This is a genomic window from Asaia spathodeae NBRC 105894, assembly GCF_025994195.1.
Taxonomy (GTDB): domain Bacteria; phylum Pseudomonadota; class Alphaproteobacteria; order Acetobacterales; family Acetobacteraceae; genus Asaia; species Asaia siamensis.
This window is the reverse complement of record NZ_BAPY01000010.1, coordinates 1-16,771: the sequence shown is the minus strand read 5'-3', so window position 1 is coordinate 16,771 and position 16,771 is coordinate 1. Positions and strand designations below refer to the sequence as shown.

Genomic DNA, 16,771 nt, shown 5'->3' with positions numbered 1-16,771 from the left:
GCTCATATGGCTGTTTCTCCCGTTTCACCGGTTCTGATGCGGATGACAGTGTCCAGCGGCGAGACAAAGATCTTGCCATCGCCGATCTTGCCGGTGCGCGCTGCGTTCAGGATCGCCTCGACCACCTCATCGACGATATCGTCGGTCACGGCGATCTCGATCTTGACCTTGGGCAGGAAACTGACCTGATATTCTGCCCCTCGATAAATCTCCGTCTGTCCCTTCTGACGACCGAAACCCTTGATCTCGGTAACCGTTAGACCCTGTACCCCTAATGGGGTGAGGGCTTCACGGACATCGTCCAGTTTGAACGGCTTGATAATCGCCGTGATGAGCTTCATTACATCCCTCCGCGCCGCAACAGGCCTCTGTTTAGGCAAACAGTTCTGCCAGTTATCATGAACGTAAATCGTGCCAGTTTCATAACGAGATTGGCAAGGGCCTATAACGATCCATTTCCCATTTCCTAGGACTGCATTAAAAAAGCCACGGTTATTCAGGCTGCGAGGAAATGCACCCCATGCGACAGGTCGATATCTGCATCAACGGCGCCGGTCCGGTTGGCGCGACTCTGGCCTGCCGTCTCGCGGCGTCAGGTCTGCGAATCCTGCTGATCGACCGGGCCCCCCTGCCCGGCATGGAGCACCCTTCGCTCGATGGTCGTGCCTATGCCATTACCGAAGGCTCGCGCCGCATGCTTGACGCGGCGGGTATCTGGCAGCATCTGCCCAGCCCCTCGCAGCCCATACGCAGCATCACCGTCAGTGACGGCCGCCCCGGCCAGGCCGCCTCGCGCCATGGCCTGTGTTTTTCACCAGACGACGCCCCCGTCGAAAATGGCGAGAAAACCCCTTTCGGCTGGATGATCGAAGCGCGCGATCTGCGTGCCGCGCTCAATCATGCCCTGACCGCGCATGAGGGCGCGCTTGAAATTGCCGCCCCGGAAACCGGCAGTTTCGTCTTCGAAGACAACCATGTTGCGATCACGCTTGGATCGGGCGCCTCTTATCGCGCAGCCCTCGTCATTGCCGCTGAGGGTCGTCAGAGCCCTCTGCGGCAGCAGGCGGGCATCATGGTCACGCGTCTGCCCTATAACCAGTGCGGTCTGATCAGCATCATCCATCATGAAAGACCGCATGAAGATCGTGCGCTCGAGCATTTTCTGCCTCAGGGCCCGTTTGCCCGTCTGCCCCTGCCAGGCAATGCCGAGCATCCTTATCGCTCGGCCATTGTCTGGGCAGAATCGACCCGACGCGCCGAACGCTTCTACGCTCTCGACGAAACCGGCTTTGCCGGAGCCATCATGCAGCGCCTTGGTGATGATGTCGGTAACGCCGTGCCGGTCGGGCGCCGCTGGATCTATCCGCTCTCCGCCCAATATGCGCAGCGCTATATCGGCCCTCGCCTCGCTCTGGCGGGTGATTCCGCCCATGGTCTGCACCCGATTGCCGGGCAAGGGCTCAATGTCGGTTTCAAGGATGTCATTGCCCTGACAGCCCTGCTCGAAGAGCGTTTCGCGACAGGCGGCGATCTTGGCGGTGCAGATCTGCTCACCCGTTATCAACGTCGCGTACGCCCGGGCAACATGGCCATGATGGCCGCCTGTGACGGGCTTGAGCGGCTTTTCGGCAACGACAACCCCGTTCTGCGTTTCGGGCGCGATCTGGGTCTGGAAGCGATGAGCCGCCTGCCCGGCCTGCGACGCGCCTTTGTGAAGAAGGCCATGGGTCTATGAGCACACCACCCGACCTCAACGCCATCTGGCAGGAAATGCTCAAGCAGAGCGATGTCTGCTGCGACGTGCTTATTCAGGGTGTTTTCGCGACCGGCATCAGCGATCATCGCAATTTTCAGGGCGCATTGGCTGCCCTGCTCGGCACCAAACTGGCAGACCGCGCCCTGTCGGCGCCTGTGCTGTCGGCCCTCGTCACGTCGGCTCTGATCGAACGACCCGAAATCGCCGAAGCCGCCGCCGAAGACATGATCGCCATTTTCGAACGCGATGCCGCCTGCCCCGATTACGTGACGCCTTTCCTGTTCTTCAAAGGCTATCACGCCATTCAGGCCTATCGCATCGCGCACTGGCTCTGGCAGCATGACCGCCAGCATCTGGCCCGCCATATCCAGAGCCTTGTGAGCGAGCGTTTCGGCCTCGACATCCACCCCGCCGCACAGCTCGGTCGACGCCTCGTCTTCGATCATGGCGCAGGGATCATCATTGGTGAGACCTGCATCATCGAAGACGATGTTTCACTTCTTCAGGGTGTCACGCTAGGCGGCACCGGCAAGGAGACGGGCAATCGTCACCCCAAGGTGCGTCGCGGTGTTCTGGTCGGCGCTGGCGCCATCGTTCTCGGCAATATCGAGCTTGGCGAGGGCGCCAAGATCGGTGCTGGTTCGGTCGTGCTGGAAAGCGTCCACCCCTACACCACGGTCGTCGGCAACCCGGCCCGCCGCATCGGCACACGTCACACCAACATGCCTGCCCTCGCCATGGATCAGCGCCTGCCTCCGGTCGATTACGTGATCTGACCGGGCAGACAGAGCGAACGCGCCAAAGTTGGAGACGCAACACCGGTGAAACGATTCAGCCTGAGAAAGAGCCGAAAGGCCCTCTGCCGGGTCGGTCTCTCACTGACAGGCGCGTTCGGCGTGTATATCGCCATACTGGCTTATCCCCAGCCCGCCTTTGCCTATCGTCTGCACTATCGGCAATTCGATATCTGGTCGGATCGCCCCATCGACAATCCTATCTCTGCGGTCCTGGATGATGCGACGCGACGGCTGAAGACATCCATCCTTTATACGCCAGAGCAGCATTTTCACGTCTTCATATGCAACACGCGCTGGCGCCTGCAACTATATGGGATATTCCATCCCCGTGTCGGCGGCATCGTCATCGCGCCTCTCACATCCAATACCTATCTCCGTGAAGCCGATATCATCTGGAAGTGGCCTGGATACTCGAGCACGACGCTGTTCCTCTCCGGATGCTTTATGCGCATCCTCCGGCAGAGAAAAAGCTGCTGGCACGACTGGCCAAGGTGCGACTGCCCTGATGTCGGTCAAATCGCGATGGTCCCGGATCAGTCGAAGGCCTTGCGAACGAGCGAACCGAGCAGCGTGCCTTCTGCCGCGCCTTTTGCCTCCGTGGCGCCAAGATAGGGGCCGATCGCCCCTGCTAGATTGGACAGGGTCAGGGTCTGCAGCCAGATGCGCCCCGGCCCGGTCAGTCTGGCGAGAAACAGCCCGTCGCCGCCGAACAGCTTGTTGCGTATGCCGGGCAACATGGTGATGTCGAACTGAACGCTCTCTTCAAACATGCCGACATGACCGGGATGCACGTCTATCTGCTCACCGGGCGCCAGATCATGCGCGATAATCTCACCGCCAAGCTCGGCCCAGAACTGGCCGTAGCCCGAAATCCGTTGCAGCACGAAGCCCTCACCGCCGAACAGGCCCGCACCGAGCTTGCGCTGAAAGGCGAGGTCGAGGCGCACCCCTTCCGTACCTGCGATGAAGCCGTGACGATGCACGAGATAGGCGCGCGACCCATCCAGCGTATGTTCGGTGATATGACCCGGAATTTTGGCGGCAAAAGCCACCATGCCGGGCGCCCCTTCGGCACGGTATTCGGTCATGAAGAGACCACCGCCTGCAATCATGCGAGAAACCGAGCCGAAAAACCCGCTATTGCCAGCCCCTGCCGTGCTCGTATTCAGGGTCACATGCGGGCTCTTCCAGGAGAGTTCGCCCGTCTCGGCCACAAGGCGCTCGCCCGGCTGAAGCGCGATGCGAAGCACCGGAAAAAGCGATCCGTCAATTTGCGCGTCCATGCGAGAGTCTCCTGAAACAGTAAGACACAAAGCTTGGCACGATCACTGCGTTCGATGCAGCGAAAAAATGGGCTACTCCCGCTCTCTGAAGCGGAATTTCAGGCAGGCGCCGTCAGAGGAACTCGATATGGGTCTTGAAGCCCAGAAGAACCGCATCCCGCAGATTGCCCTGCCCGTTGGGGCGGATGAAGGCCTGGACCATCGGCTGCATCAACACGCCACGAAAAGCGTGCCAGCCATAATTGGCCTCCATCACAATGGCATGGCGCTGGATGCCTGTCGCACGATAGGGCAGCGTCTTGCCCTGCGCACGCAGCAATTCCTCGGTGCGCTGCACGCCCGGTGAAATAGCGGTGTAGCTGAACACCATCGCGATCGTATCTTCCGGTCGCGAGGCGAAAGTACCGCGGCTGATAAGGCCACCATAGGCCTGCCAGTTGCGCAGTGCGACATGCTTGTCGTTATACAGAAAGCCCCAGAGCGCCGTCAGGCCGGCATCTGAATCGTTGCCGAAGCGATCACGCCGGTAGGTCGCAAATTTCTGATCCATCATCACCCAGCTATTCAGGCTGGCATGATGTTGACGCTGGCTTACCCCGGTCAGCACGTAAGGCTCGCCATATTCATCCTCATGGATATCCGAGAGTGCGGCGGTCGTGAGGGCAACGCCAATCTTGTAATGTCCGGGCAGATGACTGCGTATCTTGGGCTCCCAGCCCAGTTCGAGCGGCAGCCTGACGCCATTGATATAGGCACTGTTGAATTTGAAACCGCTTCTGTTCATCCCGTAGGAGAACATTCCCTCCTCAGTCAGATAGAGGCCGAGCTGGATATAGGATTGCGGCAAGGGACGACCACGCACACGCAGCCCCCAGTTTCCGGCGGGGAAGGTCGACGCATAGCCCGTATCGGCAGCGGCGCGCGGTCGCCCGCAGATCGCATTGATCTGGAATGTGCAGAAAAGCGGGCTGGCCGCAAAATCGGAAAGTTCGGCCATACGCCCGGCCGCAATCGACAGCTTGCCGCCATAAAGCGTCTCTTCGCCATAGGCCATGACAAGATGCACGACCACATTGCCGCCGCCGCCATAGATTTCGGATGAGTGATTGAGCCAGTCACCAAACATGCGGTTGGCAGGCGTCCCATAGCGTCCGGTCACGACCATATGGGTGGCAAAGCCCTTGATATGGGCAATGCGCTCCCAGTCCACGTTCAGGGACAGGGCATATTGCCCGGCATTGCTCGAACCTTGCCGGTAATCGCCGACATTTTTCGTGGGCGCAGTGACCGCCGCCGCATATTCGTTGATGTTGTCGAGCAACACGCCAATGCCATGACGACGCAGCCAGTCTGTCAGCCCGTATGGATTGTAGAAAACAGCCTTTGGCTGGCCGAATGCCGGCACACTGGTCGGCTGCAATTGCCGGTCAGGAAACGGATCATTGATCTGATAGCTGGGTTCGGACCCGGTTTCTTCGTCACTGTCCTCACCGGCCCAGGCGGGCAGCGGCGCCGTCAACCCGGCCAGACAGGCAGCCGTGAGGCTCCAGCGAAAAAGGGATTTCGACACGATAGGCAGGGCTCACGAAAACGTTAGTCTCATGTCCCTAGCACCGGTCAGCCCTGCCTGCCACCCGCTTTTGAGGCGGAGCTGCTCTGCCTTATAGGCAACTCACTCTTATTCGGCATCGATCTTGCGTTTGGGAAGCAGGGCCGGGATGAAGGTCAGGGTCGCCAGAAGCGTACAGGCCAGCGACATCAGAAGCAGACGCCCCATGCTTGCCGTACCCGGATGCTGCGATGCCGCCAGAGAGCCGAAAGCCGTCCCGGTGGTGAGCGCCGAGAAAAGAACAGCGCGCGCCGTGGGCGAGGTCAGCGGGCTTTTGATGCCAGCGCGCCAGTTCATGACGAAGTAGATATTGAACGACACGCCAACGCCCAGAAGCAGTGGCAGGGCGATGATATTGGCGAAGTTCAACGTCTCGGGTACCGTCACGATCAGGATGACCGTCAGCAGGGCCGACAGCATCAGGGGCGCCAGAACGAGCACCATATCCAGCAGACGGCGCAGGGCGACGAAAAGAATGATCGCAATCATGGCCAGAGCCGAGAGGGCCGCCGTCGAGAAGGCATGAACCATGGTATGGGCGCTCTCGACCACCTCAAGCGCCGTGCCTGCCGTATTCTTGTCGACCGAAAGCATGTCGTTCAGGAAGTGATACAGCACCTTGCTGTCAGACATACGTCCCTTTGGCAGGATCTTGAGCAGCGCACGCCCGTCAGGCAGCACATAATCGCGCGCGATATCCTGGGGAATGCCCTCAAGCGTCACGGGGGTCGGCTGAAGCACATCCACAAGTTGCGAAAGCTGCTCAGGCAGGAAGCGTGTCAGCGCCGTATTGGCCGCCAGAATCTGCGCATCCGGCGCCTTGGCGAGAAGGGCAAGAGATCTCTGGATGTCGCGCAGGGGCGAAGCTGGCGCCGTCTTGTCGAGAACAGCCCCAAGCTTGCTGGCCGCCGCCGCCGCACTGGCGCGCAGTGCATTGGCATCGGGAGCAGGCGCAACCTCCTGCCCCACAAGCGTCGGCAGAAGGATCGACGCCGTATCCTGAATCATGGCCAGTTTTTCGGTCTGGTTTTCGGGCACGAACATGCCAAGCCACATGACCGACGAGACACTCGGCAGCGCCTCGAACTGCTTCACCCGCTCAGCCGCAATCCTGAGGTTGGGCACAATGACCTCGCCGTCATAGGGCGACGCACGAGGATCCTGCTCAAGCAGGTGAAGCGCCCGCATACCCTCGGTATCGGGGTTCTTGGTATGCAGCGGATCGGCATCGAAGCTGAGACGCGGAATGAGCGCCAGACCGGCGATGGCCAGCAGGGCATAGAAGGCGAGCACCAGCTTGCGATAATGACGCAGCCAGTGATCGACCCCTGCCAGCTTCCTGAAGCCAGGCTCACCACGGCTCAGACGCGCACGGAACAGGCAGAGCAGCGCAGGCAGCAGCGTCATGGTGCAGAGAAAGGCGATGATCATGCCAATACCGGCGATCAGCCCCAGCTGCGCCACACCGACGAAATTGGTCGGCACGAAAGCAAGGAAGCCCGCCGCTGTCGCGAGCGAGGCGACCAGAATCTGGTGCCCCGTTTCACGCCCTGTTTCGGCCAGCGCATCAGCCGGTGACATCTCGCCCCCCGATGTCAGACGCTGACCACGAAAACGTACCGAAAACTGGATGGCGAAATCGACGGCAATACCGACAAACAGCACAGCAAAGGCGACGGAGATCAGATTGAGCTTGCCGACCGCGATGGCCGCAAACCCGGTGGTCAGGAGCAGGCCAATCACGAGCGTGATGAGAATGGGCACGATGACACGCACCGAACGCACGGCCAGCACCAGCCAGCACGCCACCAGAACGAGAGAGGTCAGCAGCCCGAGACCCATGCCATGAGCGACAGTCGAGAATTCCTCATCGCTGAGCTGCACCGGGCCTGTGATCATCGCAATGGCGTTGCCACTCTTGACGAAAGGCAGGGAGTCGATGGCCTTGCGCATGGCAGCACTCGCCTCGCCACCCGGCTGGAGCGAACCGAAATCCTGATGCGGCTGCGTCATGACATATTGATAATTGCCCGCCATGTCGGCCAGCGGCCCCGCCAGAAGATTCTGCCAGGAGAGATCCTTGGGATGGCCCTGAGCCGCGTCACGAAGCGCAGAGGCAAAGCCCTGAAGCTCCGGGGTGAAGCTTTCGGGAATGTCCTCACCGGCTGACAGCCCCTCCCCCATCAGGCCGAGCGCCGAGAAGATCCCCCGGGCAGAGGGATCAGCCGAGAGGGTGCCCAGAAAAGGCTGCGCGGCTACGATGGAGTCGAGCAAGGACCCCAGAACCGGCTTGTCGAGATAGAGCAGCCCGTGATTCTGCAGGAAGGGTGAGTCGTCAGGCAGTCTGACCGTGCGGAAATTCTTGTGATCGGCGCGCAGGATCTTCGCCAGTTCACGCGCTGTCGCCCGCCCCTGCTCGGGCATATCGGCCTTGATGATGGCGACCATCAGGTCGTCATTCTGCGGGAAAAGGCGGCTCAGCTCGGCACCGCGCTGTTTCCACGGCAGGCTGGCGGCAAACATTTCATCAGTATCGGTCGTCACGCCAAGGCGTTGCACTGTCAGAAACAGGCTGCCCGCTGTCAGAAGCGCGAAAAGGAGAATAACGAACCAGGCGCGTCTTGTGCAGAACGAGACGATCGAGCCGATGAAGTTTGCTAGCATTGGAGTGCGATGAACCCTGCCACGGTGAGACGCCAAGGCGTCACGGTCCGGGCAGGTTTAGAGCATTGTCTCCCGATTGGGAAACTTCATCCGTCACACTCTTGTAACACCTTGATCAGCTGCGCGTGTTGCGCAGGAAGGCAAGCGTCTCGACGCAGGCAGCAGAAGCCTCGCGTCCCTTGTTGTGAACATCCTTGCGCGAGCGGGCCTGAGCCTGTTCGTCGGTATAGGTGGTGAGCACGCCAAACGAGATTGGCGTCTCGGTGGCAAGCTGCGCCTGCATGATTCCGATCGTCGCACCCAGGCTGATGAACTCGAAATGGGCCGTATCACCCTTGATGACGCAGCCAAGGCAGATCACGCCCTCATAAGTGCCGGTCTTGGCGAGAGCCTGCGCCATGAGCGGCAGTTCGAAAGCACCGGGAGCATCGAACACGTCGACATCGCGAATGCCGTGCTCTTCGAGCCATTCAAGCGCACCGTCGCGCAGACCATGCGTGACATCGGTGTTGAAGCGGCTGACGAGCAGAGCGAGCTTAGGGGTCGGCACCAGGTTGAGATCGGGGGCGACGGGGATGGTCTTGCTCATGGGTGATCCTTATTTCTGAACCATAGTCTCGACGAGTTCCGGCCAGACATCACTGAGCTGATGTCCCATCCGGGTACGTTTGGCATGAAGATAGGCGCGATTGAACGGATTCGATCCGGCTTCGAGGCGCTCCTGACTGACGACTTTCAGCCCCGCTGCCTCGAGACCCGATACCTTGCTGGGGTTGTTGGTCAGCAGGGTCAGGGTATGAATGCCGAGCAGTTCCAGAATAGCGGCCCCAGTCACCCAGTCTCGCGCATCGCCGGGCAGGCCGAGTTCGAGATTGGCCTCGAGCGTGTCCTTGCCCTCATCCTGAAGCGCATAAGCCCTGATCTTGTTGCCAAGGCCAATGCCCCTGCCTTCATGCCCCCTCAGATAGACGAGGGCACCCGACGGCGCCGCCGCAATCCGCTCGAGCGCCTCGCGAAGCTGCGGGCCGCAATCGCAACGCAGGGAACCCAGCGCGTCGCCGGTTACGCATTCCGAGTGCAGGCGTACGAGAGGCACGCCCTTTGTCAGATCGCCCTTGACGAGTGCCACATGCTCGATGCCGTCCGGTGCACGAAACGCCTGGATGCGCAGGTCATGCCCGCCATAGACGCTCGGCAGCGCGGCTTCGGCAATGCGTTCGACCGCAGGGGGCACAGGTGTTGGCACCGTAAGGTCGCTCAGCGCCTCACGCCCATGCACACGGCACCAGGCCGCGATCTCTTCGATGCTGATGACCGGCATGTCGTGACGGGACGCGAATTCCTGCAGCTCCGGCAGACGCGCCATTGTGCCATCGGCACTCATCACTTCGCAGATCACCGCTGCCGGATGCAGCCCGGCAAGACGGGCGAGATCGATAGCGCCTTCGGTATGGCCATCGCGCGCGACCGTACCTTCGGGATGGGCGCGCAGCGGAAAGATATGGCCCGGTGTGCTGATATCCTCAGGGCGGGCATCGGGATGACCGGCAAGCTGGATCGTGCGCGCCCTGTCGGCAGCGGAGATGCCTGTCGTAATCCCCGTCGTCGCCTCGATGGAAACGGTGAAGGCTGTTCCACGTGGATCATGGCCGCGTCGGGGCATCATGGGCAGATCAAGACGTTCGAGCTGCTCGGCCTCGAGAGGCAGGCAGATCAGACCCCGCGCATGGGTCGCCATGAAATTGACCGCCTCAGCTGTCGCGAACTGGGCTGCGATCACGAGATCACCCTCGTTTTCGCGCCCTTCATCATCGACCATCATCACCATGCGTCCGTCACGCAGAGCCGCAATGGCTCTGGCGAGCGGATAGGACGGCGTCGTGCTCATGACCGCACCCCGTATTTCAGCAGGCTCTCGACATATTTGGCCAGAACATCGACCTCGACATTGGCCGGCGCGCCAGGAGTCAGTTCGGACAGCCCGGTATGATCCCAGGTGTGAGGGATGATCATGAGCGCAATGGTGAAACTGCCCTCTGCCACGTCGCTCACCTCATTGACCGTCAGGCTGACGCCATCGAGCGCGATCGAGCCTTTTTCGACCACATAGCCGCGCAGGGCCGCCGGAAGACGGAACGTGATATGATGGGATTCCCCGACCGGCCGCACTGCCACAAACTCGGCCAGACCATCGACATGGCCCTGAACGATATGACCTGACAGACGGGTGGCGGGTGTGCTGGCCCGCTCGAGATTGACGCGTGAGGCTTCTTTCAGTCGCCCTAGGGCGGTGCGCGACAGGGTTTCGGCACTGACAAAGAAATCGGCGAGTCCTGACGAGTCGTAGGCGGCAACCGTCAGACAGACCCCGTTGACGGCAATGCTCTCACCCAAATCCATGTCCGAGAGACCTGTCTCGACCTGAAGCAGGATTGCCTGGTCACGGGGTTCGACGGTCCTGATACGGCCGATATGCTCGATTATGCCTGAAAACATCAGAATGCAGCCTTGTCAGCAGGAAGGGGATTTGCCCCTTCATCAAGTATGAAACGCAAGGGAGAAGGTCCGTGGGAGCGCACCGAACATCGATCGGGGCCTTCATGCGAGGCTCTTATGGTCAGCCAGTCATCCCACAGGCCGAGCGTCTCGATTTCAGTCAGAAGCGCCGGTCCGGCCTCGACCATGGCCCAGTTCACGCCGTGATCTCCCAGAAGGGCCGGGATTTCGGCGAGATTGCGCGATACGATCACCTTGTAGCCGCTTCCAATCATCATCTCCCGCCATGAATCCGGCAGCCGGTCCTGACGATCGCAGACGACCACCAGACGCGGCGCCCGGTCTTCATGATCGGGAACATGACGCACGGTAAAGCGCGGGCGATCGGCCAGAACCGTGCCGATTCCCGTGATGATCGCATCGCTTGCCCGTCTGAGACGGTGGGCGATCTCGAGCGAATTCTGGCTGGTGAAGGTTGTCTTGCCCTCAGGCGGGATCATCGAGCCCTTGGCGTCGCAAGCCTGTTTGACCGTGATCCAGGGCCGCTGCTTCACGATCCTGGTTGCGAAAGGCGCGATAAGCGACTGGCAGGCTCGATAGGTCTCGGCCAGCGCAGGATGATCTTCCAGAAGATGGACTATGCGCCCTTCAGGCATCTGCCTCAGCCGGGCAATACCGCCACCGGCGACAGGATTGGGGTCGCGCATACCGATCCAGACCGTGCTGACCGGGCTGTCACGAAGGGCTTCGCTGCAAGGCGGCGTGCGACCGACATGATTGCAGGGTTCAAGCGTCACAAGCGCGGTAGACGCCCGATCGATTACAGCGAGCTCTCGCGCCCTGTGCAGCGCCAGCGCCTCGGCATGGCGCGCCCCTGTGCGATGATGCGCCTCGGTGACAAGGATCTCCCCCTCGCGATCGAGCAGGGCACAACCAACAGCGGGATTGGGAGAGGTGGCGCCAAGATAGCGCGAAGCTTCAGCAAGCGCAGCGTCGAAGCCCAGACGGATGGCGTCCAGAGCGGGCCCTGAAAGAGCCTCTTTCTCTAGGTCAGGTCTGGAGGAGAAAACTCCCGGCACAGCAATACGGTCCCATCCCATCAGGACGGTCCCCAGGCGCGAACATCCCTCGTTCTCACCGTGGCACGCCAGGGTGAGAGCGTTTTCTGTTCTCTTCCATCCGGACTGTGACCGTCGGCTCCGGGTTCTGACCGGATCTGCTGACCCTCCGGTTCTGAAGCCGAAGGCGCTCGCGGGCTCGTGCCAAGGCACCTACCGCCGGTGGGGAGTTTCACCCCGCCCCGAGAACGTCAATTATAAATCCGGTCTTCATGACCGGGCGCTTACTATGTGCTGTCTTGGCCGCAATTTGCAAGAGCAGGCGCGGAGCCTGCCCGGCTACCGCGGGAAATCCCATGCGGCAGACATGAAAAAGGGCGGGAAATGACCCCGCCCCTTTTTCATAATTCGTGGCTGGACAGCCGGGTTCAGCGGGTTGCTGCCTGCGGAACCGAATTGTGGATAGCGCCCTGCGTGGCGTTGGCGCCGTTGCTCACATTATGCCCGATGGAGCTGACATCGCGCCCTGCGCCATCAACCGTGTTGCAGGCGGTGAGGCTAAGAGCCGGGAGAGCCAGCATAACAGCAAGAGCACCCGTGCGGAGGAAGGAAACCGTGGTCATGGAACATTTCCCTATTAAAATGTTTGGGGCCATTCAACGCCCGGATCAGAAAACGGTTTTCACAGTTACATAAAGAGACGATTTTTGCGTCTGACGCTTCGGCCGGTGTACGGGCGGCCTTGTCTGTTCACGGAAAAGAGAGGCTTCTTGCCCTCACTACTGAACCCGGCCTGATCTCCTGCGCTTCCCCTGCATCCCTCTCGGATTTATCGCTGCCGCATCAGGATCTTCATGGCCCATTCCTCACCCGCCCTCCTCTGGTTCAGGGACGATCTCCGCCTTGCCGATCATCCCGCACTGAACGCAGCCCTTGATGCGCATGGCGAGTGTCTGTGCGTCTATATCCTCGATAGTTCCGGCTCGACGCGCAGCCCGGGGGGAGCATCGAAATGGTTCCTGCATGAGACCCTCACTGCCTTCAGCAAGAGCGTGGAAGCCCATGGCGGCAGCTGCCTCATTCTTGAAGGAGATCCGGCAAAGCTCATCCCGCAACTGATGAAGAAAGCGGGCGCAGAAAAGCTCTATTGCCATCACCGCTATCAGAAGGCGGCACGCGATCAGGACGATGCCATCGCCACGGCGCTGGAAAAGGCAGGGAGTGAAATGGTCCGCCTGCATGGCACACTGCTGCGCGCGCCTGAGACAGTCACCACAAAGACGGGAACACCATACAAGATCTTCACGGCATGGTGGAAAGGCTTCAAGGCCCTGGGCACCCCCTCCAAACCGGTTGCCACGCCAGGAAAATGCGCGCTGAAATCCTGGGATGCCATTCTGAAAGACGCTGGCAAGGCATTGAAGCCTGCCGACACTGGCAAGGCGCTGCTTCCGACCCAACCCGACTGGGCCAGCAAGATGGCCGAATACTGGGAATTCGGAGAAGACGCCGCTCAGGAAATCGCGAAGGATTTCGCCGCCGGCCCGCTCGACCATTACGGGACTGGCCGCAACGACATGGCAGCCGAGGAGAGTTCACGACTTTCTCCTTATCTCCGCCTTGGGGTCATTTCCCCGCGGCAGGTCTGGCATTACTGCGCCGACAAGGGCGCCAAGGAAGACCGTGAGATCTATCTCTCGGAACTCGGATGGCGCGATTTCTCGTGGTACACGCTCTTTCACAACCCGCATCTGCCAGACCGCAATCTGAAATCACAGTTCGATTCTCTCGGCTGGCGCCACAGCAAGAAAGACCTCGCCGCCTGGCAGAGAGGGCAGACCGGTATTCCCGTCGTGGATGCCGGAATGCGTCAGCTCTGGGAAACGGGCTGGATGCATAACCGGGCACGCATGATCGTGGCCTCATTTCTCGCAAAGCATCTGCTGATCGACTGGCGTGAAGGAGAGAACTGGTTCTGGGATACCCTGATCGACGCCGACCCGGCATCCAATGCGGTCAACTGGCAGTGGGTCGCCGGAACGGGGATTGAAGCCTCGCCCTTCTTTCGCATTTTCAACCCCCTGCGCCAGACGGATAAATTCGACCCGAAGGGCGATTACATCCGCCGCTGGGTGCCCGAGCTTTCCAGACTGCCTGATGACGCCATCGCTGCCCCCTGGGATGCGGCACCAGAGGTGTTGGAAAAAGCTGGCGTCAAGATTGGCAAGACCTATCCCAGACCGATTGTCTCGCTCAGTGACGGGCGCGATCGCGCCATGGCAGCCTATCGCAAGACGCGTGGCTCATGACCGGGTGATCTGCAGGGTCACAGAGTCGCCGTTTCGCGCGCTCAGAACCAGCGGCGCAGCGGCACCAGCCCCGAGACTGGCAATTTCCTCAAGTGCCGGAAGATTGGCGGCCAGTGAAAAGACCCTGTCGCCAATCTGGCCGTTATGGCCCTGCACAAAGCGCAGGGGCGCCTGAACGGCGCCTTGCTCATCGGTGATCGTGCTGACCGCAGCCTGACTGAGAATGGCGTAGCTATGCATCATCGGCTCTGAGAGGATAAAAAACTGCTCCCAGTCTTTGGCCTCTGTTGCCTGAAAATCGATCCCCTCGTTTTCAATGCTGCGCAGATAACGACCCGTGCCATCCATACGCCGCAGGGTAACGACGCCGCTCGGCAAGCGATTGGCAAGCAACTGGGGGATTGGCCTGGGCAGGGAAACGACCTTGCGCAGGGTCACCGTAAATTCGGCAAGCGAGGCGTTGTCGGCAAAGAAGAAGAGCCCTGGATAGCGTCCGGGGGGTGGTGTCACCGAGAACAGACAATCGCGCAGCGGGTCGTGATCGACAACCTGACCGAAGAAATCGAGAAGCCAGAAACGGGCAGACGCATAAAGCATGAACGGAACTCTCTTTCTTCAGTCAGCAGCAGTCGCACCAGCGACGGTCAGACATTTCTGCATCACGCTGGGCAGAGCCTGACGCGAAAGGCTCTCTGACGGACAGGCGAAACCGGGCTGGTTATGCAACGCGCCGAAATCGGGCACCCGCGCCATCATAACCCTCAGATGCAGCGTAAAATGTGTGAAAACATGACGTATCTGTCCAGCCTCTTTCCACAGCGCCTCTACTGGCGCCTCATCCAGCGCGCTCGCCAGATCCTGTGCTTCGTCCAGCCAGGACGTGCCGGGCAGTTCCGTCATCCCGCCGAGCAGACCTTTTTCCGGGCGATGACGCAGCCAGACAGCCCCTGAATCATCCCGGAGAAGAAACACGACGCCATGTCGTTCCGGCTTTGCCTTGCGAGGCGCGCGCACCGGAAAACGCTCCGGCTCTCCCGAGGCATAGGCCCTGCACACGCTGCGCCAGGGGCACATGAGGCAGGAGGGACGACGTGGCGTGCAGAGACCAGCCCCCAGATCGAAAAGTGCCTGAGCAAAATCGCTCGGTGCAGCGCGCGCTGCCGGGTCGTCATTGAGCAGAGTGGCCAGATGGTCCAGCCTGCGCCGCACACCTGGCAAGGGCGCGTCTTCTGCATGCAGACGCGACGTGATGCGCTCGACATTGCCATCGACCGGCACGACCGGCACGCCAAACGCAATTGCCGCAACAGCGCGCGCCGTATAGGCGCCGATGCCCGGCAAGGCCTGAAGCCCGGCAACATCGGGAGGAAACCCGCCAAGCGCTGCCACAGCCTGCGCGCAGGCATGGAGATTGCGCGCGCGGCTATAATAGCCAAGCCCTGCCCAGAGAGCGAGAACGTCCTGCAAGGGCGCTTCGGCAAGATCCTGCACGGTGGGATAACACTTCAGAAACCGCTCGTAATACGGCATAACCGTCACCACAGTGGTTTGCTGCAGCATGATCTCGCTCAGCCATACGGCATAGGGATCGGCCACCTGGCCGGGCAGAGCGCGCCAGGGCAAGACACGCCTTTGATGGGCATACCAGTCGAGAAGTGCGGAAGCTGAAGGAGTCACCCCGGCGATATGAAGCGAGATTTGCCTTCGGACAAGGCCCAGACGCGCACAGCTGCCGATAAACCATCGCGCTACAAGACTCCATCTCGCCCCGGCAGTGACAGGCCAGCGGCCAGATCCGGCGTTCAGAAGCAGTCACTCCCTCCGGCTGCTGCCGAACGTCCTCCGGAACGCCGCGCCATGACGGGGCGCGCTCTGGGCTCGATCCTGCCTCAGGTCACGAAACCGGCCTTCAGTAAACGCGCAGCCCCAGCCATCAGGCTTATTCTCGACTGGGCCGAAATCGTAGGCCCCGCCCTTGCAGCGCAGACGGAGCCCCGACGGGTCAGCGCAGGCACGCTGACAATTGCCTGCACCGGGCCTGTCGCGCTGGAGCTTCAGCACCTGGCCCCCCAGCTTATCGAGCGGATCAATACCCATTGCGGCCCCCTGCGCAGTGGGCGCGACCTGCGCTTCGATGACGGCTCCATTCTGGTCAGGAAACTCAGGATCTTGCAGGATCCGTCGATTGTGCGTCCTGTCACGCCGGCCGCTCGCCCCATGCCGCAACCCGTTTCCATACCCGACATGAAGGAAGGCGATCTGAAAGCCGTTCTGGCGCGTCTGGGGGGGCATATAAAGCGCAGACCGCGGCGCTGACCCCTGCCCAGAAACCCCTTGCCCCGCCTGATTTTCGCCTGCGCCGACCATTTGTCACGAAACGAAATCGCGCAGTTACGCTTTCGTCTTTATTCCGCCCCCACTCGGCACGATATGCAAAAAAACCGGAAAGCGACGTTTTACCGCTCTCCATGGAAGGGAAGACTGAAGCCATGCAAGGTTCATACAGATTGAGGGCGGCTCTTCTTGCCCTGCCTCTGCTGATGCCCCTCTCTGCCCATGCGCAGCGGGGCGGCGGCGGTGGTTTCCACGGTGGTGGCGGGCCGGGCGGCGGCTTCCATGGTGGCGGAGGCGGTGGACCGGGCGGTGGCTGGCATGGCGGAGGCCCCGGCGGCGGCGGACCCGGTGGCTGGCGTGGTGGCGGCGGGCCCGGCGGTTGGCGCGGCGGTGGAGGCCCTGGCGGCTGGGGCGGTCGCGGAGGCTATTATGGCGGTGGCTGGGGTCGCCCATGGGGCGGTGGCT

At 61.0% G+C, this 16,771-nt stretch carries 16 protein-coding genes and 1 riboswitch; of the genes, 5 read left to right on the top strand and 11 right to left on the bottom strand.

The features are described from left to right. Window positions 1-2 precede the first annotated feature (2 nt). Entirely contained in the window at window positions 3-341 is a 339-nt protein-coding gene (gene glnK, locus AA105894_RS07665) for a P-II family nitrogen regulator (protein ID WP_025841918.1), read from the bottom strand. A 170-nt stretch (window positions 342-511) separates the two neighbouring features. Here glnK and AA105894_RS07660 point away from each other — a divergent pair, with 170 nt between their 5' ends. Continuing rightward, complete coding sequence (locus tag AA105894_RS07660) at window positions 512-1,735, top strand: UbiH/UbiF/VisC/COQ6 family ubiquinone biosynthesis hydroxylase (protein ID WP_267311202.1); 1,224 nt, start codon at window positions 512-514, stop codon at window positions 1,733-1,735. After that, window positions 1,732-2,532 (top strand): serine O-acetyltransferase, encoded by an 801-nt coding sequence (cysE, locus tag AA105894_RS07655; RefSeq protein ID WP_188425777.1) that lies wholly within the window; start codon window positions 1,732-1,734, stop codon window positions 2,530-2,532. Before AA105894_RS07660 ends, cysE begins: the two co-directional genes overlap by 4 nt. A gap of 554 nt (window positions 2,533-3,086) precedes the next feature. Here cysE and AA105894_RS07650 read toward each other — a convergent pair. The 8 genes from AA105894_RS07650 to AA105894_RS07615 form a co-directional block, all read right to left on the bottom strand. After that, a complete protein-coding gene (locus AA105894_RS07650; protein ID WP_267311201.1) occupies window positions 3,087-3,836 on the bottom strand; it encodes an AIM24 family protein in 750 nt (249 codons plus the stop codon). A gap of 112 nt (window positions 3,837-3,948) precedes the next feature. Continuing rightward, window positions 3,949-5,406 carry a carbohydrate porin gene (locus AA105894_RS07645; RefSeq protein ID WP_267311200.1) on the bottom strand — a complete coding sequence of 486 codons (1,458 nt, stop codon included), beginning with the start codon at window positions 5,404-5,406 and terminating at the stop codon, window positions 3,949-3,951. A gap of 108 nt (window positions 5,407-5,514) precedes the next feature. Beyond that, entirely contained in the window at window positions 5,515-8,109 is a 2,595-nt protein-coding gene (locus AA105894_RS07640; protein ID WP_267311199.1) for an MMPL family transporter, read from the bottom strand. Window positions 8,110-8,224: 115 nt separating this feature from the next. After that, a complete protein-coding gene (gene ribH, locus AA105894_RS07635) occupies window positions 8,225-8,698 on the bottom strand; it encodes a 6,7-dimethyl-8-ribityllumazine synthase (protein ID WP_267311198.1) in 474 nt (157 codons plus the stop codon). Window positions 8,699-8,707: 9 nt separating this feature from the next. Then, window positions 8,708-9,997, bottom strand: a complete 1,290-nt coding sequence (gene ribB, locus AA105894_RS07630; protein ID WP_267311197.1) for a 3,4-dihydroxy-2-butanone-4-phosphate synthase — start codon at window positions 9,995-9,997, stop codon at window positions 8,708-8,710. Beyond that, window positions 9,994-10,605 (bottom strand): riboflavin synthase, encoded by a 612-nt coding sequence (locus AA105894_RS07625; protein ID WP_267311196.1) that lies wholly within the window; start codon window positions 10,603-10,605, stop codon window positions 9,994-9,996. Before AA105894_RS07625 ends, ribB begins: the two co-directional genes overlap by 4 nt. Next, complete coding sequence (ribD, locus tag AA105894_RS07620) at window positions 10,605-11,705, bottom strand: bifunctional diaminohydroxyphosphoribosylaminopyrimidine deaminase/5-amino-6-(5-phosphoribosylamino)uracil reductase RibD (protein ID WP_267311195.1); 1,101 nt, start codon at window positions 11,703-11,705, stop codon at window positions 10,605-10,607. Before ribD ends, AA105894_RS07625 begins: the two co-directional genes overlap by 1 nt. A gap of 63 nt (window positions 11,706-11,768) precedes the next feature. Beyond that, window positions 11,769-11,917, bottom strand: a riboswitch (FMN riboswitch). A gap of 174 nt (window positions 11,918-12,091) precedes the next feature. Further along, window positions 12,092-12,286, bottom strand: a complete 195-nt coding sequence (locus tag AA105894_RS07615; RefSeq protein WP_267311194.1) for an entericidin — start codon at window positions 12,284-12,286, stop codon at window positions 12,092-12,094. A gap of 231 nt (window positions 12,287-12,517) precedes the next feature. On the opposite strand from AA105894_RS07615, the gene AA105894_RS07610 reads away from it, so the two are divergent. Continuing rightward, window positions 12,518-13,972: a cryptochrome/photolyase family protein gene (locus AA105894_RS07610; RefSeq protein ID WP_267311193.1), complete on the top strand. Its 1,455-nt coding sequence runs from the start codon at window positions 12,518-12,520 to the stop codon at window positions 13,970-13,972. Here AA105894_RS07610 and AA105894_RS07605 read toward each other — a convergent pair. Both AA105894_RS07605 and AA105894_RS07600 read right to left on the bottom strand, forming a co-directional pair. Next, window positions 13,967-14,569, bottom strand: coding sequence for a hypothetical protein (locus tag AA105894_RS07605; protein WP_267311192.1), 603 nt, complete (start codon window positions 14,567-14,569; stop codon window positions 13,967-13,969). The genes AA105894_RS07610 and AA105894_RS07605 overlap by 6 nt on opposite strands. A gap of 18 nt (window positions 14,570-14,587) precedes the next feature. Continuing rightward, on the bottom strand, window positions 14,588-15,649 hold the full coding sequence (locus tag AA105894_RS07600) for an A/G-specific adenine glycosylase (protein WP_267311191.1): 1,062 nt from the start codon (window positions 15,647-15,649) through the stop codon (window positions 14,588-14,590). A 9-nt stretch (window positions 15,650-15,658) separates the two neighbouring features. On the opposite strand from AA105894_RS07600, the gene AA105894_RS07595 reads away from it, so the two are divergent. Both AA105894_RS07595 and AA105894_RS07590 read left to right on the top strand, forming a co-directional pair. Beyond that, window positions 15,659-16,288, top strand: a complete 630-nt coding sequence (locus AA105894_RS07595; protein ID WP_267311190.1) for a DUF721 domain-containing protein — start codon at window positions 15,659-15,661, stop codon at window positions 16,286-16,288. 173 nt (window positions 16,289-16,461) lie between these two features. After that, the coding region (locus AA105894_RS07590) for a hypothetical protein (RefSeq protein ID WP_267311189.1) at window positions 16,462-16,771 on the top strand (310 nt) is incomplete at its 3' end.